At 77.4% G+C, this 23,070-nt stretch carries 22 protein-coding genes; 12 read left to right on the top strand and 10 right to left on the bottom strand.

Features of this window, described 5'->3' with window-relative positions:
• Positions 1 to 20: 20 nt before the first annotated feature.
• Entirely contained in the window at positions 21 to 626 is a 606-nt protein-coding gene (locus ACI79F_RS19985) for an Rv1733c family protein (protein ID WP_456546811.1), read from the top strand.
• Here the strand turns inward: ACI79F_RS19985 and ACI79F_RS19980 are convergent.
• Positions 527 to 1,144 carry a DUF6325 family protein gene (locus tag ACI79F_RS19980; protein ID WP_456546812.1) on the bottom strand — a complete coding sequence of 206 codons (618 nt, stop codon included), beginning with the start codon at positions 1,142 to 1,144 and terminating at the stop codon, positions 527 to 529. The two genes, ACI79F_RS19985 and ACI79F_RS19980, sit on opposite strands and share 100 nt — an antisense overlap.
• Before the next feature lie 146 nt (positions 1,145 to 1,290).
• The gene (locus ACI79F_RS19975) at positions 1,291 to 1,731 is read right to left on the bottom strand and encodes a DUF7144 family membrane protein (RefSeq protein ID WP_456546813.1); all 441 of its coding nucleotides are present in this window, start codon (positions 1,729 to 1,731) and stop codon (positions 1,291 to 1,293) included.
• 349 nt (positions 1,732 to 2,080) lie between these two features.
• Here ACI79F_RS19975 and ACI79F_RS19970 point away from each other — a divergent pair, with 349 nt between their 5' ends.
• Positions 2,081 to 2,893, top strand: a complete 813-nt coding sequence (locus ACI79F_RS19970; protein ID WP_456546814.1) for a YhjD/YihY/BrkB family envelope integrity protein — start codon at positions 2,081 to 2,083, stop codon at positions 2,891 to 2,893.
• Here the strand turns inward: ACI79F_RS19970 and ACI79F_RS19965 are convergent.
• Both ACI79F_RS19965 and ACI79F_RS19960 read right to left on the bottom strand, forming a co-directional pair.
• A complete protein-coding gene (locus tag ACI79F_RS19965) occupies positions 2,882 to 3,292 on the bottom strand; it encodes a hypothetical protein (protein ID WP_456546815.1) in 411 nt (136 codons plus the stop codon). The two genes, ACI79F_RS19970 and ACI79F_RS19965, sit on opposite strands and share 12 nt — an antisense overlap.
• A 23-nt stretch (positions 3,293 to 3,315) precedes the next feature.
• Positions 3,316 to 6,006: a LuxR C-terminal-related transcriptional regulator gene (locus tag ACI79F_RS19960; RefSeq protein WP_456546816.1), complete on the bottom strand. Its 2,691-nt coding sequence runs from the start codon at positions 6,004 to 6,006 to the stop codon at positions 3,316 to 3,318.
• Positions 6,007 to 6,274: 268 nt separating this feature from the next.
• On the opposite strand from ACI79F_RS19960, the gene ACI79F_RS19955 reads away from it, so the two are divergent.
• The 3 genes from ACI79F_RS19955 (at position 6,275) to ACI79F_RS19945 (ending at position 8,601) form a co-directional block, all read left to right on the top strand.
• Entirely contained in the window at positions 6,275 to 7,297 is a 1,023-nt protein-coding gene (locus tag ACI79F_RS19955) for a hypothetical protein (RefSeq protein WP_456546817.1), read from the top strand.
• On the top strand, positions 7,294 to 7,794 hold the full coding sequence (locus ACI79F_RS19950; RefSeq protein WP_456546818.1) for an RDD family protein: 501 nt from the start codon (positions 7,294 to 7,296) through the stop codon (positions 7,792 to 7,794). The genes ACI79F_RS19955 and ACI79F_RS19950 overlap by 4 nt, the downstream gene beginning before the upstream one ends.
• Positions 7,795 to 7,932: 138 nt before the next feature.
• The gene (locus tag ACI79F_RS19945; RefSeq protein WP_456546819.1) at positions 7,933 to 8,601 is read left to right on the top strand and encodes a hypothetical protein; all 669 of its coding nucleotides are present in this window, start codon (positions 7,933 to 7,935) and stop codon (positions 8,599 to 8,601) included.
• Here the strand turns inward: ACI79F_RS19945 and ACI79F_RS19940 are convergent.
• A complete protein-coding gene (locus ACI79F_RS19940; RefSeq protein WP_456546820.1) occupies positions 8,593 to 9,099 on the bottom strand; it encodes an STAS domain-containing protein in 507 nt (168 codons plus the stop codon). The genes ACI79F_RS19945 and ACI79F_RS19940 overlap by 9 nt on opposite strands.
• 198 nt (positions 9,100 to 9,297) lie before the next feature.
• Complete coding sequence (locus tag ACI79F_RS19935; RefSeq protein WP_456546821.1) at positions 9,298 to 9,585, bottom strand: response regulator transcription factor; 288 nt, start codon at positions 9,583 to 9,585, stop codon at positions 9,298 to 9,300.
• A 155-nt stretch (positions 9,586 to 9,740) separates the two neighbouring features.
• Here ACI79F_RS19935 and ACI79F_RS19930 point away from each other — a divergent pair, with 155 nt between their 5' ends.
• On the top strand, positions 9,741 to 11,165 hold the full coding sequence (locus tag ACI79F_RS19930) for a diacylglycerol/lipid kinase family protein (protein ID WP_456546850.1): 1,425 nt from the start codon (positions 9,741 to 9,743) through the stop codon (positions 11,163 to 11,165).
• Between the two features lie 15 nt (positions 11,166 to 11,180).
• Here the strand turns inward: ACI79F_RS19930 and ACI79F_RS19925 are convergent, their stop codons facing one another.
• From ACI79F_RS19925 to ACI79F_RS19910, 4 genes are all read right to left on the bottom strand, one after another.
• Entirely contained in the window at positions 11,181 to 12,959 is a 1,779-nt protein-coding gene (locus ACI79F_RS19925) for a SulP family inorganic anion transporter (protein ID WP_456546822.1), read from the bottom strand.
• Between the two features lie 8 nt (positions 12,960 to 12,967).
• Positions 12,968 to 13,276, bottom strand: coding sequence for a three-helix bundle dimerization domain-containing protein (locus ACI79F_RS19920; protein ID WP_456546823.1), 309 nt, complete (start codon positions 13,274 to 13,276; stop codon positions 12,968 to 12,970).
• Positions 13,277 to 13,377: 101 nt separating this feature from the next.
• On the bottom strand, positions 13,378 to 14,139 hold the full coding sequence (locus ACI79F_RS19915) for a CPBP family intramembrane glutamic endopeptidase (protein WP_456546824.1): 762 nt from the start codon (positions 14,137 to 14,139) through the stop codon (positions 13,378 to 13,380).
• Positions 14,129 to 15,868 (bottom strand): alpha/beta hydrolase, encoded by a 1,740-nt coding sequence (locus ACI79F_RS19910; RefSeq protein ID WP_456546825.1) that lies wholly within the window; start codon positions 15,866 to 15,868, stop codon positions 14,129 to 14,131. Before ACI79F_RS19910 ends, ACI79F_RS19915 begins: the two co-directional genes overlap by 11 nt.
• Before the next feature lie 108 nt (positions 15,869 to 15,976).
• Between ACI79F_RS19910 and ACI79F_RS19905 the strand changes: the two genes are divergently transcribed.
• The 6 genes from ACI79F_RS19905 (at position 15,977) to ACI79F_RS19880 (ending at position 23,000) form a co-directional block, all read left to right on the top strand.
• The gene (locus tag ACI79F_RS19905; RefSeq protein ID WP_456546826.1) at positions 15,977 to 17,959 is read left to right on the top strand and encodes an alpha/beta-hydrolase family protein; all 1,983 of its coding nucleotides are present in this window, start codon (positions 15,977 to 15,979) and stop codon (positions 17,957 to 17,959) included.
• Between the two features lie 11 nt (positions 17,960 to 17,970).
• A complete protein-coding gene (locus ACI79F_RS19900; protein ID WP_456546827.1) occupies positions 17,971 to 18,462 on the top strand; it encodes a hypothetical protein in 492 nt (163 codons plus the stop codon).
• Positions 18,463 to 18,526: 64 nt separating this feature from the next.
• The gene (locus ACI79F_RS19895; RefSeq protein ID WP_456546828.1) at positions 18,527 to 20,374 is read left to right on the top strand and encodes a glycoside hydrolase family 15 protein; all 1,848 of its coding nucleotides are present in this window, start codon (positions 18,527 to 18,529) and stop codon (positions 20,372 to 20,374) included.
• 3 nt (positions 20,375 to 20,377) lie between these two features.
• Positions 20,378 to 21,787 (top strand): MFS transporter, encoded by a 1,410-nt coding sequence (locus tag ACI79F_RS19890; RefSeq protein ID WP_456546829.1) that lies wholly within the window; start codon positions 20,378 to 20,380, stop codon positions 21,785 to 21,787.
• A gap of 87 nt (positions 21,788 to 21,874) precedes the next feature.
• Positions 21,875 to 22,492 carry an HD domain-containing protein gene (locus ACI79F_RS19885; RefSeq protein WP_456546830.1) on the top strand — a complete coding sequence of 206 codons (618 nt, stop codon included), beginning with the start codon at positions 21,875 to 21,877 and terminating at the stop codon, positions 22,490 to 22,492.
• A 127-nt stretch (positions 22,493 to 22,619) separates the two neighbouring features.
• Positions 22,620 to 23,000, top strand: a complete 381-nt coding sequence (locus ACI79F_RS19880; RefSeq protein ID WP_456546831.1) for a hypothetical protein — start codon at positions 22,620 to 22,622, stop codon at positions 22,998 to 23,000.
• The last annotated feature ends 70 nt before the right edge of the window (positions 23,001 to 23,070 follow it).

Raw genomic sequence — 23,070 nt, 5'->3', positions numbered from 1 at the left:
CGGACGGGGGGCTCCCGGCGATGACCGCACCCCAGGACACCGCGGTGCGCAGGTCCCTGCGCCGGCTCACCCTCGGCTCGGGACCGCTGAAGCGGCGCTCGGACCGCGTCCAGGTCGCCGGGCGGCTGCTCCTGGCCCTGTCGTTCCTCCTCGCGCCGGTCGCCGCCGTGACCGCGTCGTCCGCCGTCTCGGCGCAGCTGCGGTCGGTCGCCGCCGACCAGGCGGCCGAGCGCTCGCAGACCCGCGCCGTCCTGCTCGAGGACGCCCCGGGACCGACGGCGGCCGCCGGCCCGGGCTCCGCCGGTGCGGTGCCGGCCCGGGTCACCTGGGCCGGGCCCCGAGGGACCCGCGAGGAGGGCACGGCGCTGGTGCCACCCCGCGCGGAGGCGGGCACCGCGGTGGAGGTGTGGGTGGACCGGGAGGGCCACCGCACCCTGGCCCCGCTCGACCCGCGCGGCATCCCCGCGCAGGCCGGGGCGATGGGCGGGGTGACGCTGGTGGGGATCCCCCTGGTCACCTGGCTGCTCTACGTCGCCCTGTGCACCGGGCTGGACCGCCACCGGGAGCGCGGCTGGGCGCGGGAGTGGGCCGCGGTCGAGCCGGACTGGCGCTCCCGGCTGCTCTGAGCGACCGCGCCGGTCAGCCGGCGGGGGTGCGCGGCGCGGGCGGCGTGGCCGGGTCGCCGGCCTCCGCGGCCTCCAGGGCGTCGAGGGCCGCCACGAGGGCCTGCACGGGGACGTGCCCCGCGGCGACCAGCTGCCCGCCCGAGCGGCGGACGGCGGAGGCACGGCGCCGCCCACGCGTTCTCGTACACGAGGACGCCGGCGGCGGTGCCCGGCTCGAGCGCCGCCGCGGCCTCGGCCACGTCCTCGTCGTCGAGCAGCCCCGAGGAGGCGCCGTCGAACAGGGCCGCCTCCAGCAGGTGCATCCGCTCCAGGTCCACCTGGGTCAGCGTGGTGACGACGCCCTCCCGGTCCTTGCGCAGGAACACCAGGTCGAGGATGCGGATGACCCCCCGGTCGACGAGGTCGACCAGCAGCGGGAGGGCCTCCCCGCTCATCCGGTCGGTGGGGAAGGCCACCACGATGTAGTCGACCGGGCCCATCTGGTCGAGGGCGGTGGCCTGCTCGAGGTCTGCGGTCATGTCTCCCCCAGTGGGCGGGTTCGGGCGGCGGACGCGGTCGACGATCCCGGCCGGCGGCGGCGCGGCACGTCACCCGTGGCGGAGGACCCCGGGCGCGGCAGGCGCCCCCGTCCCCGCCCCCGCGCGCTGGAGCGGGGCGCTCGGGACTAGCGGTACTTGAGCTCCCGCCCGTGCACGACGATCGCGAAGATCACGATCACGTTCAGCACGATCATGATCGTCGACCACACCGGGTAGGCCGAGATGAACGCGAGGTTCACGATCGCGCTCAGCATGGCGATGCCGACGCCGACCACGCGGGCCAGCATGTTGCCGGCCAGCAGCCCGAGGCCGGTGAGGACGGCGATGATGCCGATGGCCAGGTGGACCCAGCCCCAGGTGTTGTAGTCGACGTCGACGACGAGGCCGTCGGAGGTCACCGCGTAGAAGCCGTCGTCGAACAGCGCGACCAGACCCTCGATGATCTGGAAGGCGCCCAGCAGGACCATCATCACGCCGCCGAAGACCACCCATCCCGCCCAGGCCGACACCGGCTCGGCGTAGGGGGCGCTGCTCTCCGTGGGGCGCTGGTGCGAGGTGTCCGTCATTGCCTGTCCTCCGCGGGGTCGTTCCCGGCTCGGGCCGTCCCCGGCGGGGACGCGGCCGGACGAGTGGGTGGCGTGCGCGCCCAGCGTCGGACCCGCGCCGCGGCCGGGCATCGTCCGCGCCGAGTGAGTTCCGGCGCGGCGCGGCGGCGCGGCGGTCCTCCCACCGGGGGGATCCGCCGCGACCGACTCGGCGGTCGACTGGGGGCGGACGCCGCGGACCGGCGTCGGCGGCGCGCGAGGACGGAGACCTGGGATGGGGTGCGCCGACGGACCCCCGGGGAGCTCCCCGGGCGGGCAGGCACCGGCGACGGCGCCGCGCACGCCCCGCACCCGCTCGCGGGCGGCCGGCATGGCCGAGCAGGGCCGGGAACGGGCCGCGGGGGCGGCCGCGCGCGTCCGTGCCGGCGCGGTCGGGTCGGTCGGGACCCGGGTCCGCGACCTGGACACCCGCCACCACGCGCTCGTCTTCGGCGCGCTGGGCATGGTCGCGTTCGTCCCGGCGGTGATCAGCCTGAGCGCCGTGCTCCCGCTGGGCCGCGAGCACGGGCTCGCCGACCGGCTGGCCCACCACATGGCGTTGTCGGCGGAGGCCCGGGCGCAGGTGCGCGAGCTGTTCGCCACCGCCGACACCGTGCACACGCCGACGTCGGTCGTGGGCGCCGCCGTCACGGTGCTGGCCGCCTACGCCTGGCCGGCGGAGCTGCAGCGGTTCTACGCGGCGGTGTGGGACCTGCCCCGGCTGGGCCGCCGGCACCTGTGGCGGCCGATGGTCTGGCTGGGGTCGCTGCTGGCCGGCGTGGCCGTCGTCGCCGCCGTGGGCACGCTCGCCGCCGGCGTCGCCGGGGCGGTGCTGACCACCGTCCTGTCCGCCCCGCTGGTCCTGGCGTGGGCGTGGTGGTCGCAGTGGTTCCTGCTCGCCGGGCGGGTGCCGTGGCGGGCGCTGCTGCCGGGCGCGCTCGCGACCGCCGCCGGGCTCGCCGCGGTGAGCGTGACCACGAGCGTCTACCTGTCGCGCGCCGTCGTGGTGAACGCCGAGCGGTACGGCCCGATCGGCGTCGTGTTCGTGCTGATGAGCTGGCTGACGTGGGTCAGCGTCGTGCTGCTCGGCGGCGCCGTGGTCGGGCACGTGCTGCACGTGCGGCGGGCCGGGTCAGCCGGCTGAGGGGGTCTCCCCCGGCGCCGGGCGGGACGGGCGCCGGGCCTGCGCCGGGCGGTCGCCGCGTCGCCCGGCGGCCGTCGCGCGGCGGTGCGGCACGACGACGCCGTCCCCCAGGGAGGACGGCGGGGCGGGGTCCTCCCGGGAGGTCCCCGGCGGGGGTGGGGTGCCGCCCCGGGCGGGCTTCGGCGGGGGCGCGCACCGGCGGATCTCCACGACCTCCACGTCGCTGTCGATCAGCCGGCGGAGGGTGTCGGCGAGGTCCCGGTCGGCCGGCACCCGCAGGCGGTACAGCGTCCGGCGCGGCACGGCGGTCCGGCGCACCGGTATCCGCAGGGTGGCCAGGGTCGCCGTCCCCACGTGCGTGCCCACGAGCAGCTCGTACCGGATCCGCGACGCTCCCATGGCGTCCGCACCTCCCCCGGCGGTCAGATCAGGCCGCGTTCGCGCGCCCGTCGGACCGCCTGGTTGCGCCTGCTCACGGCCAGCTTGCGCAGGATGCTCCGGACGTGCGTGCGCACGGTGTTCACCGAGATGAACATCGTCGCCGCGATCTCCGCGGTGGAGAGCATCTCCGCGAGGTAGCGCAGGACCTCCACCTCCCGGTCGCTGAGCGGCTGCACCACCTCGTGGGTGGCCGCCGCCGGCCCGCCCTCCCCGGCGGTGGGGCGGGCACCGCTGGACGGGTTGAGCCACGCGCCGGCCGCCTGCAGGCGGGGGTGCGCGCGCAGCAGGCGGCGCACCTGGGGTGGCGTGTCCACGAACGGCCAGCGGAGCAGCTCGGGCCGGGCGTGCTCGAGCGCCGCCGCGAGCTCCTCGGCCGCGCCCGTGGCGTCGCCGCCCTCCAGCAGCTGGCAGGCCCGCACCACCGTGGACTCCACGACCTCCGCCGGCGAGGCCGAGGTCTCGCCGTCGACCGGCAGCTCGACCGCCCCGGTCCCGCCGAGCAGGCCCAGCGACGCCTGCAAGCGCCGGCTCCAGGGGTCGTCGCGGGCCCGGTCGCGGAGGATCGCCAGGCCCTCGGCCACGTGTCCGCGGGCGACGGCCAGGCGCACCACCTCGGTGATCACCTGCTCGGCCACCCACCGGGGCAGGTGCTCCCCCTCCAGGTGCGGGCGCAGCGCCTCCTCGGCCAGCCCGTACTCGTGCCGCAGGCGGAGGTGCTGGGCGTGGAGCACGGCCTGCAGCGGGACGGAGGTCACGGTGCCCGCGTCCGCGGACCGGTCCCGCGCCCGGGCCCGGGCCAGCCACTCCCGCGACTCGACGAGCGCGTAGCGGCGCAGGTGCACCCACGCCAGGGCCGTCGCCGCGGCGGGGTCCCGGGCGTCCTCCTCCGCCCCGTGCTCGCCGGCGAGCGCCTCGGCCTCCGCCGCGAGCTGGGCCGCCCGGCTGAGGTGCCCCTCCAGCGCCTCGAGCAGCGCGAGGGCCCCGACGGCGGAGGACCGGAGCGTCCCCGAGCCCGCGGTGTGCGCCGCGGCGCCCGCGGTGCGCAGCACGGAGAGCAGCTGCCGGGTCGGGGCGTCGGTGCGCAGGGCGGTGAGCGCGCGCAGCCGGCTCACCACCGCCCATCCCTCGGCCCGCGCCCGGTCGTCGCCCTCGGGCAGGTCGGCCAGCAGCGCGGCCGCCGCGTCGAGGTCGGCGAGCCGGGCCGCGGGCGGCCCGCCCGTCACCGCGGCGGTCGCGGCCAGGTACGCCAGGGACGCCGACACCCGCAGCGCGGGCCGGCCGCCCTCCGCGCGGGCCGCGGCCGCGGCGGCGACGTCCGCGGGCTCCGGGCGTCGCCCGGCGGTGAGGGCGACGACCGTCCGGACGACGGCCGCCTCGGCGCCGGGCACGCCGGGCGGGAAGGCGGCGAGCCCGCGCAGGGCCGGGTCGGTCCGGTGCACCAGCAGGCGCGGGACGAACAGGTCGTCGACGAGCAGGCGGCTGACGAACGCCCAGTCCTCCGCCGCGGCGGCGTGCGTGACCGCCGTGCGGGGCCGGCCGTTCGCGGCGTACCACTCCGCGCACACCCGGTGCAGGCCGGCGAGCTCGCCCGGGTGCTCGTAGGCGAGCCGGGCCTGCAGCATCTCCCGGAACAGCGGGTGGACGCGGAACCCGCCGGGCGCGCCCGGGGACTCCTCGACGAACGCGTTGGCGTGCGCCAGGCCCGCGAGCACGCGGCGGGTGTTGCGCCGGCCGCACAGCCGGTCCACCAGGTCCGGCCAGAGCTCCGCCGTGACGCTCGTCCGGGCCAGGACCCGCCGGATGCCGGCCGGCTGGCCCTCCAGCACCTCCGCGACCAGGTACTGGGCCACGCTGCCGTCGTCGTGCGCCAGCGAGGTGACCAGCCGCTCGGGCGGGACGCCGCGGGTGAGCGGTGCGGCCGCGAGTCGCAGGCCGACCGCCCAGCCCTCGGCCTCGGCGCACAGCGCCGCCGCGATCTCCGGCGACACCGGCACGCCCAGGGCGGCGAACAGGTCGCCGGTCTCCTCCGGGGTGAAGGTGAGCTGCGCGCCGCGGATCTCCGCCATCGTGCCGTCGAGCCGGTACCGGTGCAACGGGAGCAGGGGGTCGGCGCGGCCGCAGAGGACGAGCCGCAGCCGGCTGCCGGCGTGCCGCAGCAGGAGGTCCAGGCCGGCGGTGACGGACCGGTCGGTGAGGTGGTCGGCGTCGTCGACGACGACCACGACGGGGTGCTCGGCGGCGACGACGTCGGCGACCAGGCGCGGGACCAGCGAGGTGCCCGGCGGTTCCCCCGGCACGGGGACCGGGGTGGCGGACAGCCGCACGCCCGCGCGGACCAGCGCCTCGACGAGGTAGCCCCAGAACGTGGCCGGGTCGTCGTCGTACTCGTCCAGGGTGAGCCAGCCGATCGGCCGGGTCCGCCCCTGGCGCTGCCGCCACGAGGAGGCCAGCACCGTCTTGCCCGAGCCCGCCGGGCCGCTGAGCAGGACGAGCGGGGACCGCTGCACCTGTGCCGTCAGCAGGTCCTGCAGGCGCCGGCGCTGCACGGTGGCGTGGGCGGACTCGGGCGGCGCGAGCTTGCTCTCCAGCAGCGCCGTCCCCCGCGGGGCGGCCGGCCCGACCGACCGCAGCGCGGACGAGGGGGCGATCCCCAGGGTCGACGGTCTGGTCATGCGTCGTTCCCCCTGTGCGCGACGACTGGTCGGTCCCGCTCCCCCGTCCTCGGCCACCGGCTCGGATGCCGTGCCCACCCTTCGCCACGTGTCCGGGCGCTGGTCAGGGGCGAAGGTCCTGCTGTGCTCGTCCACGGTGGAGGACCGGAGCGGCGGCGGGGTCACCCGCAGCGGATGAGGGGGGCCCGCGGCCGGTGCAGGACGCTCACCACCTCGACGGACCGGGAGGCCGCATGGGCGGGGCAACCGACGGCGGTCCACCGTGGTGGTGACCCCGGTGCACCCGCTGCACGCGGGCCGGGCGCGACCGGTGGCCGCGACCGGCGCGGTGGAGGACGCGGTCCACGACGCGGTCCACGGCGCCCTCGCGGTCCTGGCCGTCGCGGCGGCCCTGGCCCGGTGGGCCGCGGAGGCGGTGGCGACCCCGCGGCGCCGCGCGGTGCTGCGCCTGCTGCCGGCCGGCCGGCCGGGGCCGGTCGAGCGGGTGCTGCACGGACCGGTGGCCCGGGTGCTGGCCCACCCGGCGTCCGCCGCGGTGCGCGTCCTGGGCGCGGCGGCCGACGAGCTCGTCCCCGGTGTCACGCGCGCGGTGCTCGCCCGGCTCGACGTGCCGGCGCTGGTCCGCGAGTACGTCGACCTCGACCGGCTGGCCGCGCTGCTGGACGTGGACGCCGTCGTGGCCCGGGTGGACCTCGACGCCGCCGTCGACCGGGTGGACGTCGGCCGGGTGCTCGACCGGGTCGACCTGGACGCCGTCGCCGCCCGGCTCGACCTCGACGCCGTCGTGGCCCGGCTGGACCTGGACGCCGTCGTGGCGCGGCTGGACCTGGACGCCGTCGTGGCCCGGCTCGACCTCGACGCCGTCGTGGCGCGGGTCGACCTCGACGCCGTCGTGGACCGGGTGGACCTCGACCGCGCGGTGGCCCGGGTGGACATCGGCGCGGTCGTGGACCGGGTGGACGTCGGCGCGGTCGTCGACCGGGTGGACGTCGACGCCGTCGTCGACCGGGTGGACGTCGACGCGGTGGTCGACCGGGTGGACGTCGACCGGGTCCTGGCCCGCACCGACGTCGCCGGCGTCGCCCGCTACGTCGTGGACGAGATCGACCTGCCCGGCCTGCTCCGCGCCTCGACCGGCTCGGTCACCGACGAGGTCGTGCGCGGGGTCCGCGACCAGGGCGCGGACGCCGACCGCGCCGTCGAGCGGGTCGTGGACCGGCTGCTGCGCCGCTCCGGCCGGCGCACCGCCACCGGGCTCGTCGACGGCGGTGCCCCGGGGGGCCCGTCGTGACGCGGGCACCGGAGCGGCCCGCCCACCCCTGGGGCGGGGCCCCGTCGGGCGCGGGCGAGCCGGCGGGGGCGCGCGCCCCGGTGCGGGGGCGGCGGGCGGGCGTGGTCACCCGCTGCCTGGCCAACGTCGTCGACGCCGCCGTGGTGCTGCTGCTGCTCGCCGCCTGCTACGCCGCCGTCGCGGCGGCCCGGTTCGTGTTCGCCCCCTCGACCTTCCGGTTCCCCAGCCCGTCGCTGGCGCTGCTCGTCGCGGCCTTCCACGGGGCGCTCGCCCTCTACTTCGCCGTCACCTGGTCGGTGGCCGGCCGGACCCACGGCGACCGGCTGCTGGGGCTGCGCGTCGTCGACGACTCCGGCCGGCGGCTGCGCGCCGGGCGTGCGGGTGTGCGGGCGGTGCTCTGCGCGGTGTTCCTCGCCGGCGTGCTGTGGGTGCTGGTGAGCCGGGAGAACCGCTCGGTGCAGGACCTGCTGGTGCGCACGTCGGTCGTCTACGAGTGACCCGTCGGAGCGCGCGCGGGAGGGGTCCGCCCGGCTCGTCTGCGGTGGACGATGTGGCCCGCACCACACCGACCCCAGGCTCGTGCTGCCGGGCGGCCGCCGGCCCTCCGCAGCTCCCTCGGACAAGGAGCAGATGCCATGACCGCACTCGAGCCCGGCCGCGACGACGCGACGCCGGTACCCGACCTGCTGCCCGTGCTGAGCCGGGGCCAGCACCGGAGCCCCGCGCGCGGCGCGTGCTTCATGGAGTACACGTCGCTGCTGGCCGGCGGCCCGTTCACCGACCGGCCGCCGTGCGTCGACGGCGAGCTGGGCGACGTCCTCCGGGGCGCGAACGACAAGCTGTCCGACGCCGACCGCCCGCTGCTGGTCCCGCTGCTCGGCCGGGCCATCGGGCTCGCCGTCGAGCCCCCGCCGCCGCGCCCGCGCGGGCTGCGGGCGACGCTGCGGCACCACCGCGAGGTCGTCACCCCCTACCGGGCGCAGACGGCGCGGCTGCACCAGGCCGTGGCGCGGCGCTTCGTGGCCGCCCTGGGCCGGTCGCCGCTGGGCACCGGCCGCGCCTGGTACGGCGGCTCCGGCGAGCTGTCGCAGCTGTTCTGGGACGCGATGAGCGAGCCGGTGGCGCCGTCGGGGTCGCCGGAGTACGTGCGCCGGCTGGTCGAGCGGCTCCGGGTGCTGCACGAGTGCTACGAGCAGGCCATGGACGACCTCGGCCTGCCGCGCCCGGCCGGCGTCCGCCCGGTCCGCCCGGTCTCCCTCCCGGTGGCCGACCCGACCGGGGAGCAGGCGCCCGCGTCAGCGTGAGCCGGGCCCCCGGTCCGCCGGGGGCCCGGGGCCCTCCTCGGGCAGCAGGTGGCGGTCCAGCCGCATCAGGGTCAGCACGTGCTGCAGGGACGGCGGCGCGCCGTCGAGCGTGACCCTGCGGCCGTGCCGCAGCGCCCGCCGGTAGGCGCCGGACAGCGCGCGCAGCCCCGCGGAGTCGAGGTAGGTGACCGCGCCGACGTCGAGCGTCCAGTCCGGCCGCGGCCCGCGCAGGAGCTCCGAGACCCCGTCGTGGAGCAGGGACGTGGTGCCCGCGACCAGCCGGCCGGCCAGGGTGAGGCGCCCCGCGCCCGGGTCGACGCGCACCTCGAGCTCGGCGGGCACGGCGCGGGGCCGGGGCACGCCCGCGGTGGACCCCCGGGCCGGCGGCCGCCGCGGGCGGACGGGCCCGGGGTCGGAGCCCGGCGGGAGGCGGACGATCCGCGGCATCGGCTCCCGGGACGCGGCGTCGCGGGAGGTCCCGCCGGGGTCGGCGTCCACGCGGCCCCCTCCCTGGACGCCGGGACGGCCGGCGCCGGCGGGAAGAGCGTCGCAGGGCGACCGCGCCGGGGACTCACCCCCCGCGGACGAGGCGGGGCGGAGGGCCCCGCCAGGCGGACGCGCCACGGACCCGGAGGCCCTCCGTCGCCGCCTGGCGGGGGTGGGACCAGTCTGGCACCGGCGGTCGGCGCCTGCCGGTCAGCCGGGCGGGTCCGGGAGCCGCTCCGCCGGCAGCACTCCGAGGTCGCGGGCCGCGCGCACGGCCGCCTCCCGGCCGCCGACGTCGAGCTTGGCCCGGACCCGCCGGATCCTCGTCCGGGCGGTGTTCCGCGAGACCGACAGCAGCGCGGCGATCTCGGCGGTCGACCTCCCCGCCGCCAGCGCGGCGAGCACGTCCCGGTCGCCGCGGGTCAGCGCCGCCGCCGTCGCCGGGGGCACGGTGCCGGCCGCCGGGACGGGAGGGGGGCCGGCGTGGTCACCGGTCATCCCGAGCTCTCAGCACCTGCGCACCCTCCCGACGTCCCGGCCGCTCCCGGCGGGACCGTCCGGTACGGGTGATCCCCCGGCCGGCCGGGAGGACCACCATCCTCGGCGGCCGGCCCCGACCGCCGGATCACCCCCGGGAGGTGACCGTGGACTCGATGCGTGCCCGGCGGTGGCTGGCTCGGGGGGCCCTCGCGCTCGCCGCGGCCGCCGTCGTCCTCCTGCTCTCCTTCGCCGGCGACGGCGGGCTGTGGCTGGTCCTGCTCACCGCCGGCGCGGCGGCGGTGGTCGTCGCCGCGGGCTACTGGTTCCTGCTGCACCGCGGACCGCTGCGCTGGCTGGCGCTGGCCCTCGTCGTCGGCGTCCCGGTGGCGCTGCTCGTGGTGTTCGCGGTGGGCGACCTGTTCCTGGTCGCCGTCGCCGCGGCGGTGCTGCTCGCCGCCGCGGTCGCCGCCGCGCGCGCGGCCCTGCGCCCCGACCGCTCGCGCTTCACCATGGCGGTCACCGACGCCCCCGACCCCCGGCACCCGTTCCTCGTGATGAACCCGCGGTCCGGCGGCGGCAAGGTCGACCGCTTCCGGCTGCGCGAGCGCGCCGAGGAACTGGGCGCCGAGGTGGCCCTGCTGGACCGCCCCGGCACCGACGTGCAGGAGCTGGCCCGCCAGGCGCTGGCCCGCGGCGCCGACCTCCTCGGGGTGGCCGGCGGCGACGGCACCCAGGCGCTGGTGGCGCAGGTCGCGGCCGAGCACGACGTGCCCTTCGTCGTGGTCAGCGCGGGCACCCGCAACCACTTCGCGCTCGACCTGGGCCTGGACCGGGAGGACCCGGCGCGCTGCCTGGACGCGCTGCGCGACGGCGTCGAGGCGCGGATCGACCTCGGCGACATCAACGGCCGCACCTTCGTGAACAACGCGTCCTTCGGTGCCTACGCGGAGATCGTGGAGCACCCCGGCTACCGGGACGAGAAGCGGCGCACGACCCTCGACGCCCTGCCCGACCTGCTCGCCCGGCGGCGCGGCGCCCACCTCGTCGCCCGGGCGGGCGGGGCGACGTTCGACGCGCCGCAGGCGCTGCTGGTGAGCAACAACTCGTACGCGTCTCCCGACCTCGCCGAGATGGGGCGCCGGGTCCGGCTCGACCTCGGCGTGCTCGGGGTCATCGCCGTGCGGGTGGACAGCGCGCGGCAGGCCGTCGGCCTGCTGAACGGGGCCCACCAGCAGGGGCTGCGGCTCGCCGAGGCCACCGAGGTCGTGGTCACCGCGGACACCGATGCGGTCCCGGTCGGGATCGACGGCGAGACGGTGCGGATGACCACCCCGGTGCGGTGCGCGATCCGTCCCGGCGCGCTGCGGGTGCGGCTGCCCCGCGAGCGGCCGGGCGTGCGGCCGCCGAAGGCGCGGGTGCAGTGGACGGTGCTGTGGGGGCTGGCCCTCGGCCGGCCGGTCGGCACCGCCGGGTCCGTCCCGGCCCACGCCGGGGTGGTGGCCGCTCCCCCGGCGAGCGCGCCGGAGCCCCGGACGCCCGCGCCCCGTGCACCGGCGGCCGGGGAACGGCGGGGGGCGTCGGAGGCCCGGGACGGCTGAGGACCTCCGGGCCGCTCAGCGACGCGGCTCGGACGACGGGGACGGCGTCTCCGCCGCAGCCCGCGGGACCGGCGGCGCCGGCGCGCGGTCGGCGACGACGGCGTCCGCCCACTCCGCGCCGGTCCGCGCCCGGAAGGCCCCGACGGCCGCCTCGACGGTCGGGAAGAAGTGCCGCGGCTCGATGACCTGGGCCAGCCCGTAGCGCTCCAGCTTGCGCCGCACCGGGTCCTTGAGCTCGGCGAAGACCAGGCTCTGCCCCTGCCCGTCGAGCAGCCGGTCCAGGTCGAACAGCATGTCGGCCGCCGTGGTGTCCACGTCGGTGACGGGCTCGGCGGCCACGACGATCCAGTGCGGCCGCGGCTCGCTGCGCGCGAGCCGGCGCACCTCGTCGCGGAACGACTTGGCGTTGGCGAACAGCAGCGGCGCGTCGAACCGGTAGATGACCAGCCCGGGCAGGTGCCGCGCCCGGGGGTAGGAGCGCACGTCGTGGTACCCCGCGACGCCGTCGGCCAGCCCGAGCGTCGTCTGGTAGGGCCGCCAGGCGCGGCGGAAGACGTTGAGGATCGACAGCCCGACCGCGATCACGATCCCGGGCAGGACGCCGAGCAGGGCGACGCCGGCGAAGGCGACGAGGGACAGCGCGCACTCCAGCCGGCGCTGGCGCCACAGCCGCACGGTGCCGGGCAGGTCGGCCAGCGAGAGCGCCGCGGTGACGACGACGGCGCCGAGGGCGGCCTGCGGCAGGTCCCGGAACAGGCCGGGCAGGAACAGGATCATCAGCAGGATGAGCACGGCGCCGACGACGCCGGTCAGCTGCGAGCGGGCGCCGGCCCGCTCGGCCACGGCGGTCCGGGAGCCGCTGGTGCTGACCGGGAACCCCTGGAACAGGCCGGCCGCGAGGTTCGCCGCCCCGATGCCGGTCATCTCCCGGTTGCCGTGCACGTCCTGCCCGGTCCGCTCGGCGAACGCCGTCGCGGTCGAGATGGTGTCGGCGAGGGCCACGAGGGCGATCGCCCCCGCGCCCGCGAGCAGCGACGCCAGGTCGTCCCACGCGACGTCGGGGACGGTCAGCGGCGGGAAGCCCTGCGGCAGCTCGCCGACGAGGTCCACCCCGCGGTCGCCGAGGTCGAACAACGCGACGACCCCGATGGCCAGCACGACCATCACCAGGACGGCCGGCACCTTGGGCACCCAGCGCTGCAGCGCCAGGATGAGGACGACGCCGCCGACGCCCACCGCCGCGGCGGCCGGCACGGTGTCGCCGTCCGCGACACCGGCGACGAACGCGCCGAACTCCCGCAGCACGCCGTCGGCGTCGACGGAGAAGCCGAAGAGCTTGGGCAGCTGTCCCACCAGGATGGTCAGGGCCAGCCCGTTCAGGTAGCCGATCATCGTGGGCTTGGACAGCAGGTCGGCGACGAAACCCAGCCCCGCCCAGCCGGCCACCACCATGACGAGCCCGACCATCAGCGCCATCATCGAGGCGAGCGCGACCGCGCGGTCGGGATCGCCGTCCGCCGCCACCAGCGGCAGGATCGTCGCGGCGATCATCGGCCCGAGGGAGGAGTCCGGGCCGAGCACCAGGATCCGCGAGGGGCCGAACACGGCGTAGCCGAGCAGGCAGGTGATCGACGTGTACAGGCCGGTGATCGCCGGCAGCCCCGCCAGCTCGGCGTAGGCCATGCCCTGCGGCACGAGCAGGGCGGTCAGCACCGCCCCGGCGACCAGGTCCTTGGCCAGCCAGGAGCGCTGGTACCCGCGCAGCTGCCGGACGCCGGGTGGCACGAGGCGCACGGCGGCGCTCACCGGGGCGGGCGGCGGAGCACCCGGTACGTCGCCCGCAGCCGCTTCTCCACGAGGATCGGCACGTAGGCCTGCACCCGGGCGGTCGCGAAGGTCTCCAGCACCTCGGCCGCCAGGCGGGCGATCTCCTGCCGGTCGCCGCCGAACTCGGCGTGCAGCCGCCCGACGAGCACCTCGAGGACGCGGGGGCCGGCCGGGCCGGCGGCCGGCATGGCGGCCGAGCCGGCGGCCGGCACGGCGGCCGGGGCGGCGGCCGGCACGGCGGCCGGGGCGGCGGCCTGGGCGGCCGGGGTGGCGGTCAGGGTCATCTCGTGCCTCCTCGCGCCACCCACGTCCGGGGAGCGCGCCGAGTGTCGCGGCGACGCGGCCGGCGGTCCTCATCCGGCCGGGGTGACGGCGCCCGTCCGGCTCAGCCCGCCCGGTCCAGGCGCCAGGCCACCAGCCCGAACAGCACGCCGAGCCCGTTCGTCGCCCAGTGCGCGGCGGCGCTGGCGAGCACGCTGCCGCTGCGCCGGCGCAGCTCGCCGAAGACCAGCCCGCCGATCGCGGTGAAGGCGACGGTGCCGGCGACCACGGCGGCGGTGCCCGAGCCGCCGACCGCGTCGGACACGCCGCGGTTGGTCTCGCCGAGGTCCAGCGACGGGAGGACGTGCCAGAACCCGAACAGCACCGAGGTGGTCACCAGCACCTGCCACTCCTTGAGGTGCCGCGCGAGCACCCCCCACAGGACCGAGCGGAAGGCGATCTCCTCGAGCACCACGGTGCCCAGCGGGATGACGACGAGGGCCTTGTACAGCCCGTCGGGGACGGGGAGGTCGTAGCGGACGTCCATGAACGCCGGCCGGGTGAGCGGCAGGAGCAGGCCGACCACGTAGACGCCGCCGACGACGCCGACGACGCCGAGCCCCCACCGGGCCCCGGCGCGCAGCCGGTCGCGCCCGAGCCCCAGCTGCGACCAGGTCAGCCCCTCCCACCGGGCCCACGCGAGCAGGGCGGCCCCCTCCAGGGCGCGGACCCACCACGGCGGGTGCCACAGGTTGTCCACGACGTTGACCGCCGCGAGCACCCCGACGAGCCCGCAGGACACCCGGACGAGCCGCGCCCGGCCGGGCGCCGCCGTCGTCCCCGGTGCGCTGCTGCCCGCGTCCCGGCCCGGCGGGTCAGCGCTCACCGATCAGCTGCCGCAGGCGCTCGGTGTCGGCGTCGGTCCAGCCGGGCGGCTGCGCGACCTCCGCCCACGCGTTGACGTAGTCGGCCTCGTACTTGTGCCCGTGCCCGTCCGGCACGCCGGTGGAGAACGCCATGTCCGCGGTGACCTGCCAGAACGTGACGAACGGCAGCCACACCATGGCGTCGGAGACGTCCGGGGCACGCTCGCCGTCCAGCCAGTCGGGGCGTTCGAGCAGCAGCCGGGGCGACCACCACACGATCGGGTCGGAGCCGTTCTGCAGGTAGACGACCCGCGGCTCGCCCCAGGGGCCCGGCGGCGCCGCCAGGTCCCCGGCCTCGTCGGCGAAGCGCACCGTGCGGCCGTCGTCGTAGACCGGCAGCCACTCCGGCGAGCCGTCGTCCCGGTCCTCGACGAGCCCGCCCCAGAACGCGTTGAAGTTCGGCGGCCCGGCCCACAGCACCCCGTCGGTGCGGTTCACGATGTCGGCCAGCCCGCTGAAGGCGGCCTCGCCGCCGAACGTGCCGAGGCTCTCGCCGAAGACGTACAGCTCGGGCCGCTCCTCCGGCGGCAGCTGCGCCCACACGCCGTAGACCGCGTCGAACAGGGCCCGCCCGGCGTCGCGCGCCTTCGCCTGGTCGACCAGGAACGACACCCAGCTGGGCAGGTAGGAGTACTGCATCGCGACCATGGCGGTGTCGCCGTTGAACTCGTACTCCAGCGAGTCGCTGGCCGCCGGGTCCACCCAGCCGGTGCCGGTCGTCGTCACCACGACGAGGACCGACCGCTCGAAGCCGCCGGCCCGCTGCAGGTCGCGGACGGCGAGGGCGGCGCGGTCGCCGGCGTCGTCGGCCGACGCCAGCCCGGCGTAGGCGCGCACGGGGGTCAGGGCCGGCTCGCCGGAGAACGCGGTCAGCTCCGCGGCGGTCGGTCCCTTCCCGACGAAGTTGCGGCCCTGCAGGCCGAGGTCCTCCCACGGCACGAGCGAGGCCGGGCTGCCCGACCGCTCCGGCGCGGTGGGCTCGACGGCGCCGGACTCGGTGCCGTCGTCCCGGACGCTGAACGCGGAGTTCATCGCGTCCACCAGCCCCTGGAACAGGACGCCGTTGAGCAGGAAGACGACGAGCACCGTCACCGCGACCACGCCCAGCGGCCGGGCCATCCGCGAGGGGAGCACGCGACCGAGCAGCCGGACCAGCCGGCGCGCCAGCCACCGGATGCCGCGCGCGATGCCGACCAGGACGACGAACAGCACGAGGGCCACCGCGACGATCCCCGCCGACGACGCGCCGGCCGGCGGGTCCAGGCCCATGAGCTCGTGGACGTCGCGCTGCCAGACCGCGCCCAGCGCCAGCATGAGCAGGCCGTAGAGCGTGCCCGCGACGGCGAGCACCTGCCAGGCGCGGCGCCGGAAGCCGGCCGAGAGCCGGCTCTGGGTGACCTCCGCGACGAACCAGGCGACCGTCACGCCGGCGCCGTAGCCGATGGCCGCGGTGATGCCGGTGATCGCGCCCTGCAGCAGCCAGCCCCGGGGCAGCAGGGACGGCGTCAGGGAGGCCCCGCCGAGCAGCAGCGCGCCGACCGTGCCGCTCCAGGTGTAGCGCGGCAGCCACCGGCGCCACCCGCCGCGGCGCGGTGGGGAGGGCGCCGGGGGCGGCGTCGACTCCCGCCGCGGTGCGGGCACGACGCCCGTGTCGGCCCGGAGGGCGCCCGCCGCCGGTTCCGCCGTCATGCCCTGCTCCCCTCCTCGCCGCCCCGCCGACGCTAGGCCCGTCGGGCGCGGCCGGATTCCCCTCGCGCGGATGAGTCGGGAGGGCGGGCGCGGCCCGACCATCCGGGGATGGGACACGCGCGACCCCGGCCGGACCGGCACGACCGCGGAGGGACCCCGCGGAGCCCCGCGCCGGGGGTCGGCCTGGTCGTCGCCGCGGCGACGGTCCCCGGCACCTTCGCGCCCTCGCTGTCCGCCCGCAGCGCGGTGGACCAGGGACTGGTGACCGGGCTGGCCACGGGCACGCACTACCTGCTGTCGGTGGCGGCGGCCGAGGTCCTGGAGGCCACGGCCCGGTTCCTGGCCGCCGCGGCGCCGTCCACGGCGGTGCCGCGCACCCTCACCGTCGCGGTCGACGGCGCCGCCGTCCCGCTGGGGCTGGCGGTGCTGCGGGTGCTCCCGCCGCGGCCCGACGACCCGTTCCGCGGGATCGTGCGGCAGGTCGCCTGGCGGCTGGGCGCCACCGGGCTCAGCGGGGCGCTCCTGGGCGCCGCCGACGCCGGTGCGCAGGCCCTCGACCGCCGCCTGGGGCTCGGCGGCCGCCTGGCCGCCCTCCCGCTCGGGGTGCCGGTGGGCCTCGGCGTCGCCGCGGTGGTCGACCGGTGGCACGCCGGCGCGGCGACCGGCGGCCCCGACCCGGCGGAGGCTCCCCCGGCGCTGACGTCGCTCGGCGTCGCCGGGGCGGTCGTCGGCGGGCTCGCCGGCGCCGCCTACGGCGAGCACGCCCTCACCGGCCTGGCCGGCCGGGGGCTGGCCGCCGTCCTGCCGGGGCCGCCGGCGCTGTGGCGGCTGGCCGGCCACGCCGGCGTCCTCGCCGGCCTGGGGGCCGGCGCCACGGCGGTCTGGCACCGGTCGATGCGGCGGATCGAGGCGCTGACGTCGGCCGGCGTGCCGGTGCTCGAGTCCGGCGGCGACGGCGGCTGGGTGCCGCCGACCGTCAGCGGTGGCCCCGGCAGCCTGGTGTCCTGGTCGGGCATGGGCCGCGACGGCCGGCTGCACGCCCTCGCGTCGGTCCGCCCGCGGCCGCTCCCCGCCCGCCCGCCCGGTGTGCCGGACCTGTCGATCGAGACCGTGATGGGCGAGCCCGCCCGTGCCGACCCCGTGCAGGTGTACGTCGGGCTGGACAACGCGCCGACCGCCCGCGCGCGGGTGGACCTGGCGATGGCCGAGCTCGAGCGGACCGGCGCCCTCGACCGCTCGCTGCTCGTCCTGGTCTCCCCCACCGGCACCGGCTACGTCAACTACGTGGCCACGGCGGCCCTGCAGTACCTCGCCCTGGGCGACGTCGCCACGGTGACGCTGCAGTACTCGCGCCGCCCCTCGCCGCTGTCGCTCGGCATGGTCCGCCGCGCCCGCGAGCAGAACCGCCTGCTCTGGCTGCGGGTGCTCCAGGGCCTGCGCGACCGGCCGGGACGCCGGCCCCGCGTCGTGCTGTTCGGCGAGAGCCTCGGCGCGCACACCAGCCAGGACGTGTTCCTGCACTGGGGCACCCTCGGCCTCGACGCCATGGGCATCGACCGGGCGCTGTGGATCGGGACGCCGTACGGCAGCGGGTGGATGCGCCAGGTCACCCGCGGCGACCGCCTCGACGTCGACCCGGACGCCGTCGCCATCGTCAACGACCACGCCGAGCTCACCGCGGTCTCCGCGGCGCGCGGCACCCCGCCGCGCTTTGTGCTGCTGACCCACGACAACGACGGGGTGACGACGTTCGGGCCCGACCTGCTCTGGTACCCGCCCGACCGGCTGGGCGCGCACCGGCCCCGCCCCGAGCCGGGAGCCGGCGGCAGCCCCCGCGGCGTCCCCCCGGGGATGCGCTGGCGCCCGGTGACCTCGTTCTTCCAGGGGCTCGTCGACATGAAGAACGCGCAGACGGCCGGGGCGTTCGGGGCCTTCCAGCACGACTACCGCGCCGACCTCCCGCGCTTCCTCGGCGACGTGTACGGGCTGCCGGCGACCCCCGGGCAGCTCCGCCGGATCGAGGAGACGCTGCAGGTGCGGGAGAGCGTGCGGGAGCGGCTGTTCGCCGTCGTCCCGGGCGCCGTCGGCTGAGGGGGCGGGCCATGTGGACGCAGCTGGAGTCCCACCTCGGCTCCCGGCAGGTCGCGCGGGTGCTCTACGGCTCGATCATCGGGCTCGCGCTCGTCGTGGCCCTGGAGAAGCACCCGCCCGGCCCCGGCGTCATGGCCGTCTGGCTGCTGGGGACGGGCCTGGCCGTCGCCCTGGCCGAGGTCTTCAGCGACGTGGTCGGCACCGAGACCAGCACCCGGCACCCGGTCACCCGCGCGCAGGTCCGGCACATCGCGGAGGACGCCGCGGCGGTCGCCGTCGGGGTCGCCTCCCCCGCCGTGTTCTTCGTGCTCGCCGCGCTCGGCGTGCTGGAGGTCGGCACGGCGTTCACGGTCGCCAAGTGGTCGGGGCTCGGCCTGATCGGCGGCTACGGGTACTGGGCGGCGCGTTTCGCTGGCGAGCCACCCGGCCGGGCCCTGGTCAAGGGGGCCTGCGTGGCCCTGGTGGGTGCCGGGCTGATCGCGCTGAAGGCGCTGGTGCACTGACCGGGGGCGGCTCACCCCCTCAGGACGATGCCCCCGGCGTGCGGGGCGGTCCACGGTCGCGGCCATGACGCAGACCCTCCGGACCGAGACCGCCATCGCCGACCACGGCCTCATCGGCGACCTGCAGACCGCGGCGCTGGTGACGACCGACGGGTCGATCGACTGGTTCTGCTCCCCGCGGTTCGACTCGCCCAGCGTGTTCGGCGCCCTGCTGGACGACGAGCGGGGCGGCCACTTCCGCATCCGCCCCGCCGACGTCGCCCACACGTCCAGGCAGATGTACCTGCCCGACACCGCCGTCCTGGTGACCCGGTTCTACAGCGAGGCCGGGATGGGGCAGGTCGTGGACTTCATGCCGCCGGCCGGGCCGGCCGCCACCGACCGGCACCGGATCGTGCGGCTGGTCGACTGCGTCCGCGGCCGGATGACCTTCGAGTGCGAGATCGACCCCCGGTTCGACTACGGCCGGCACGCGCACACGACCGAGGTGACCGAGAACGGCGCCGTGTTCCGGTCGAACGGGCACTCGCTGACCCTGCACGTCGTCCGCAAGCCCGACGACGAGCGGCTGGCCACCGGCCACCGCGACGGGGGCGGCGGCGTCATCCGCCTCCCCCTCGTCGCCGGGCAGACCCGCGGGGTCGTCGTCGAGACCGGCGTCGACGGGCCGCCGCGGGAGATCCCCCCGGCCGAGGCGCGGCAGCTGTTCGAGGAGACCGTCGCGTTCTGGCGCTCCTGGGTGGGCCGCTCCACCTACACCGGGCGGTGGCGGGAGGACGTGCAGCGCTCGGCGATCACCCTGAAGCTGATGACGTACGCGCCCAGCGGCGGGCTGGTCGCGGCGCCGACGACGGCGCTGCCGGAGCAGGTCGGCGGCGAGCGCAACTGGGACTACCGCTACACCTGGGTGCGCGACGCCTCGTTCTCGGTGCACGCCCTGCTCAAGCTCGGCCTGCTCGACGAGGTGGCCGGCTTCGGCGCCTGGCTCGGGGACCGGATCCGGGAGCGGATGCACAGCGACAGCGGGCCGCTGAACATCATGTACCGGATCGATGGCTCCTCCGACCTCAAGGAGGACTCCCTCGAGCACTGGCGGGGCTACCGCGGCTCGGCTCCCGTGCGGATCGGCAACGGCGCCGCCGAGCAGCTGCAGCTGGACATCTACGGCGAGGCCGCCGACGCCATGTACGCCGGCGTCCGGGCGGGGCTGCCGCTGCCCCACCAGGGCTGGGAGGCGATGACCCGGGTCCTGGACTGGCTGGCCGACAACTGGGACCAGCCCGACGAGGGGATCTGGGAGACCCGCGGCGGCCGGCAGCCGTTCACCTACGGGCGGGTGATGAGCTGGGTCGCCTTCGACCGCGGCCTGCGGCTGGCCGCCGAGCACGGCCGGCCGGCGCCGCTGGAGCGGTGGACCGCCGCCCGCGACGCCATCTACCGCCAGGTGATGGACCGCGGCTTCCACGCGTCCAAGCAGGCGTTCGTCCAGCACTACGACACCGACGTGCTGGACTCCGCGCTGCTGCGGATGCCGACGGTCGGGATGGTCGACGGGCGCGACCCGCGGTGGCAGTCGACGCTGCGCGCGATGGACCACGAGCTGGTGACCGACAGCCTGGTCTACCGCTACGACCCCGAGGCCTCCCCGGACGGCCTGCGCGGGTCGGAGGGCACGTTCTCGCTGTGCACGTTCGCCTACGTGGACGCGCTGACCCGCTCCGGGCGGCTCGACGACGCCCGGACCGCCTTCGAGAAGATGCTCACCTACGGCAACCACGTGGGCCTGTACTCGGAGGAGATCGCCCTCACCGGCGAGCAGATCGGCAACTTCCCGCAGGCGTTCACCCACCTGGGGCTGATCGACGCCGCGGTCACCCTGGACGCCGCGCTCGACCGCCGCGCGCACCGCTGACCCATGCACCGGACCCGGGAGGGGACGACGACCGCGGCGGCCGCCGGGGCCGTCGTCCTCCCGCTAGCCCTCGCCCAGTTCATCGCGAGCTACGCCGCGTCGAACATGAACGTCGCGATCAGCACGATCGCCGACGACCTCGACACCGACGTGGCCGGGATCCAGACGACCATCACGCTGTTCACGCTGACGATGGCCGCCCTGATGATCCCGGGCAGCAAGCTCACCGACATCTGGGGCCGCAAGTACTGCTTCGTCCTGGGTCTGGTGATCTACGGGGCGGGCGCGCTCATCGCGGCGCTGGCCCCGGGCCTGGCCGTGCTGATGGTCGGCTACTCCCTGCTGGAGGGCGTCGGCTCGGCGCTGCTCATCCCGCCGATCTACATCCTCGTCACGGTCCTCTTCGACGACATGAGGACGCGGGCCAAGTGGTTCGGCGTGGTCAGCGCGGCCGCCGGGCTGGGTGCGGCGGCGGGGCCGCTGATCGGCGGCCTGATCACCAGCGCCGTCAGCTGGCGGGCCTCCTTCCTGCTGCAGGTGGCCGTCGTCGCCCTGGTCGCCGTGCTGGCCCGGCGGATCGACGACCCGCCGCTGCCGGCGCAGCGGCCGCACTTCGACGTCCTCGGCGCGGTGCTGTCGGCGGCCGGCCTGTTCTTCGTCGTCTTCGGCATCCTGCAGACCAACACCCAGGGCTGGACGTCGGCGCGGGTGTGGCTGCTCGTCGCGCTGGGCGTGCTCGTCCTGGCCGCGTTCTTCGTGCACGCCCGGGCGACGGAGGCCCGCGGGGGCACCCCGCTGGTGTCGGTGCGGCTGTTCCGCAGCCGCACGTCGAACCTCGGCCTGACCACCCAGACGGTGCAGTGGCTGGTGATGCAGGGCTCGTTCTTCGTGATCTCGGTCTTCCTGCAGCAGGAGCGGGGCTACTCGGCCATCCAGACGGGTCTGATGCTCGTGCCGGCCACCGTCGGGATCCTGCTCTCCTCCGGGATGGCCCAGCGGATGGCCGGCCGCCACCCGCAGCGGGTGCTGATCCGGGGCGGGTTCACGCTCACCGTCGTGGGCCTCGCCCTGCTGCTGGCCCTCGTCCGGGTGGACTCGGCGATCTGGACCTTCTGGCCCGGCCTGTTCCTCATGGGCTTCGGCGTCGGCGCGATGCTCACCGCCTCGGTGAACGTCGTGCAGTCGGCGTGGCCGGAGGAGGTGCAGGGCGACATCTCCGGCGTCTCCCGGAGCGTGTCGAACCTCGGCTCGTCCCTGGGTGTGGCGATCGCCGGCTCGGTGCTCGTCGTCGCGACTGCCGCGGGCACCGCGCCGTTCGCCACCGCCATCGTCGTCGTCGGCGCCTTCGCCGTCGTCGGGTGGGTCGCCGCGCTGCTGCTCCCGCGCACCGAACGGGAGGAGGTGGCCGCCTGACCGGACCGGGGGGCCATCCGTGGCGGACGATGCGCGGGCCACCGGCCGCCGCTGTCCTCGGGGTCCGACACCGCCCGGGAGACGCACGTGCCATCGACGACCGACCGACCCGCCCCCGCGACGGACCAGCAGCTCGTCGAGGACGCCCGCGACCTCGCCGCCCGGCTGCTGGCCGGGAGCGGGGCCCGCTGGCGGCACGTCCGGGCGGCGGCCGGGCGCGCGGCGGTCGCCGCCCCCGCGGTCCCGCCGGGCGACCGGTCGCTGCTCCTCGCCGCGGCCTGGCTGCACGACATCGGGTACGCCCCCGCGCTGCTGCGCACCGGCTTCCACCCCCTGGACGGCGCGCTGTACCTGCGCCGGCACGGCTGGCCCCCGCTCGTGGTGGCGCTGGTCGCCCAGCACTCCGAGGCCCGGTCGGTCGCCGCGCTCCGTGACCTGTCCGGCCCGCTCGCGGAGGTCACGGGGGACGTCGCCGTCCCCGGCCCGCTGGCCGACGCGCTGACCTTCGCCGACCAGACCGCCGGACCCGACGGGCGGACCGTCTCCGTCGAGGAGCGGCTCGCCGACACGCTGCGCCGCCACGGCCCCGACAGCTACAGCGGCCGGGCCCACGCCGAGCGCGCCCCGGCCATCCGGGCCGCGGTGGCGCGCACCGAGCGGCGGCTGCGCGCGGTGCCACCGCCCCGGGAGCGAGGTCCCGGCTGACCCGCCGCGCGCGCCGGCCCCCGTCGCCGGTCGCGCCCGTCGCCGCGCAGCTGCTCCGGTACCGGGGCTGTCGGTACCCGGGCTGTCGGTACCGGGGCTGTCGGTACCGGCGGCGAGGATGCGGGGCATGACTGCCTTCTTCCTCCCGCGCGCGACCGACGACGAGCAGGCGGAGCGGCTGTACGAGGCGCTGGCCGAGTTCGCCGGCTGCGAGCCGGCCCCGCCGGGGCAGCGGGTGCGGTCGATCGCGTTCACCCAGGACGGCGCCGCGTGGACCGCCGCGGTCGGCGAGGAGCTGCGCGGCGAGCGGACGACGCAGCAGCTGCGCCGCGGGGAGCTGATCGAGCGGACCGAGGTGCTGACCTCGGCCACCCGGGTCCTCGCCGTCTACCCGGGGACGCCGTACGTCGTGGTGACCGACGCCCAGCCGATCACCGGGGCGGCGTCGGAGTGGGCCAATCCGTTCACCGCGCACCCCGACCGGGTCACCCTCTTCGCCGCCGGCTGAGCCGGGGACCGCGCAGCCGCGCGTGCACGCAGCGTGACGGCCCCGGTGCTGTGCCGAGCGGCTCGCACGG

This window comes from Blastococcus sp. SYSU D00868 (assembly GCF_054050575.1).
Note: the sequence above shows the minus strand (reverse complement) of the source record. Positions and strands in the feature narration are given on the sequence as shown.

Excerpts from the sequence above, each read along its gene's own strand:
- ACI79F_RS19975 (WP_456546813.1), bottom strand. The coding sequence starts at position 1,731 with ATGACGGACACCTCGCACCAGCGCCCCACGGAGAGCAGCGCCCCCTAC.
- ACI79F_RS19935 (WP_456546821.1), bottom strand. The coding sequence starts at position 9,585 with ATGACCGGTGACCACGCCGGCCCCCCTCCCGTCCCGGCGGCCGGCACC.
- ACI79F_RS19980 (WP_456546812.1), bottom strand. The coding sequence starts at position 1,144 with ATGACCGCAGACCTCGAGCAGGCCACCGCCCTCGACCAGATGGGCCCG.
- ACI79F_RS19905 (WP_456546826.1), top strand. The coding sequence starts at position 15,977 with ATGGGACACGCGCGACCCCGGCCGGACCGGCACGACCGCGGAGGGACC.
- ACI79F_RS19890 (WP_456546829.1), top strand. The coding sequence starts at position 20,378 with ATGCACCGGACCCGGGAGGGGACGACGACCGCGGCGGCCGCCGGGGCC.
- ACI79F_RS19910 (WP_456546825.1), bottom strand. The coding sequence starts at position 15,868 with ATGACGGCGGAACCGGCGGCGGGCGCCCTCCGGGCCGACACGGGCGTC.
- ACI79F_RS19960 (WP_456546816.1), bottom strand. The coding sequence starts at position 6,006 with ATGACCAGACCGTCGACCCTGGGGATCGCCCCCTCGTCCGCGCTGCGG.
- ACI79F_RS19900 (WP_456546827.1), top strand. The coding sequence starts at position 17,971 with ATGTGGACGCAGCTGGAGTCCCACCTCGGCTCCCGGCAGGTCGCGCGG.
- ACI79F_RS19985 (WP_456546811.1), top strand. The coding sequence starts at position 21 with ATGACCGCACCCCAGGACACCGCGGTGCGCAGGTCCCTGCGCCGGCTC.
- ACI79F_RS19970 (WP_456546814.1), top strand. The coding sequence starts at position 2,081 with ATGGCCGAGCAGGGCCGGGAACGGGCCGCGGGGGCGGCCGCGCGCGTC.
- ACI79F_RS19945 (WP_456546819.1), top strand. The coding sequence starts at position 7,933 with ATGACCGCACTCGAGCCCGGCCGCGACGACGCGACGCCGGTACCCGAC.
- ACI79F_RS19895 (WP_456546828.1), top strand. The coding sequence starts at position 18,527 with ATGACGCAGACCCTCCGGACCGAGACCGCCATCGCCGACCACGGCCTC.
- ACI79F_RS19930 (WP_456546850.1), top strand. The coding sequence starts at position 9,741 with ATGCGTGCCCGGCGGTGGCTGGCTCGGGGGGCCCTCGCGCTCGCCGCG.
- ACI79F_RS19965 (WP_456546815.1), bottom strand. The coding sequence starts at position 3,292 with ATGGGAGCGTCGCGGATCCGGTACGAGCTGCTCGTGGGCACGCACGTG.
- ACI79F_RS19880 (WP_456546831.1), top strand. The coding sequence starts at position 22,620 with ATGACTGCCTTCTTCCTCCCGCGCGCGACCGACGACGAGCAGGCGGAG.
- ACI79F_RS19920 (WP_456546823.1), bottom strand. The coding sequence starts at position 13,276 with ATGACCCTGACCGCCACCCCGGCCGCCCAGGCCGCCGCCCCGGCCGCC.